This window comes from Parasutterella secunda, assembly GCF_023336895.1.
Classification (GTDB): Bacteria; Pseudomonadota; Gammaproteobacteria; order Burkholderiales; family Burkholderiaceae_F; genus Aphodousia; species Aphodousia faecalis.
This window is the reverse complement of record NZ_JAMBLT010000025.1, coordinates 1-1,192: the sequence shown is the minus strand read 5'-3', so window position 1 is coordinate 1,192 and position 1,192 is coordinate 1. Positions and strand designations below refer to the sequence as shown.

The following is a 1,192-nucleotide window of genomic DNA, read 5'->3' as shown; positions in this document are numbered from 1 at the left end:
CGCACAGGAACTGCTCCAAAATCATGCACCTCAGTCGGTGTTTGATAATCCAAACTCATGTGGGGCCGCAGATTGTTATAAGCCATGACCGCTTGCGACACTCGTTCATAACAATCGGCATAGTCTTTGATTTTCACTCCATAAAGCCATTCACTTTTGATGATCCCATTGACTCTCTCTGCCACAGCGTTTTCCAACGGATCCCCGCTTTCCGTCATCGAAATTTCAATTCCGTGTGACTTTAAACCGTTCACGTAGCCGTAGCTGCAGTACTGACAACCTCGATCAGAATGGTGAATGAGCCCCTTAGAGTCTTCCGGAGCGTGCAGTGTCTCCAGAGCCATTTCTAAAGCTCTTTGACAATAAATCGTCTGCAGCGTTGTTCCCAAAGCCCACCCTACAATTTTCCTCGAATATAAGTCCGTGATTAACGACAAATAGCACACACCATCAGTCGTCTCAACATAGGTAATGTCACTGGCCCAGGCTTGATTAGGAGCACTAAAGACCCTATCACGGATCAAATTGGGATAACGCTTAAAGGGATGATTGGAGTCTGTGGTTTTGTAGTGCCTACGACGTTTAATTCGCAGTAATAATCCTTGCTCCGAGAGCAAGTCCAGGAACTTATCTCTGCCTGGAAATTTCGGTTGAGATCCGAATTCACGTTGGATGAGAACATAAAGCTTACGTGAGCCGATACGAGGCATTCGTTGCCTATAAGCACGAACGGATTGAATGATCAACTCGTTGAGAGCCTGTCCGGCAAAGTCGTTTTCCTCAACGTGCTTGTAATAAGACTGTCGGCTATAACCAAACAGCGCACAGCATTTACCCAGACCAACATGGGGATAAACGCTATGCAGCCAGCTTACTGTTTGGTGCCAGATTTTTTTCGGATCGGGATGTTGAATTGTTGCTCGGCCAACTCAATCATATGGTTGTAGGCCTCGCTGCGAATCTTTTCCAGCTCAAGAGCTTTTTTCAAGCGTTTAAGCTCTTGGAGCTGCTCTTGGGGAGTCATCGCCTTGAACTCTTCATCCGTAAGCTCTTTCGTTTTACGCATGATTTGAGTCTCCTCGATGTAGCGCCCAACCCATTGATACAAAACTTGCGCACCACTGAGACCATAGTGATGGGCAACTTCTTTGGCGTTGAGCCCTTCAGAGAGGAATTCTCTCACAATTCGATC

Annotated in this window: 2 protein-coding genes; both read right to left on the bottom strand. The window is 46.6% G+C overall.

Annotated features, from left to right (window positions below):
- On the bottom strand, positions 1–821 hold an 821-nt coding region (locus M3080_RS09115; RefSeq protein ID WP_249092813.1), incomplete at its 3' end, for an IS3 family transposase.
- Between the two features lie 50 nt (positions 822–871).
- The coding region (locus tag M3080_RS09110; protein WP_249092812.1) for a transposase at positions 872–1,192 on the bottom strand (321 nt) is incomplete at its 5' end.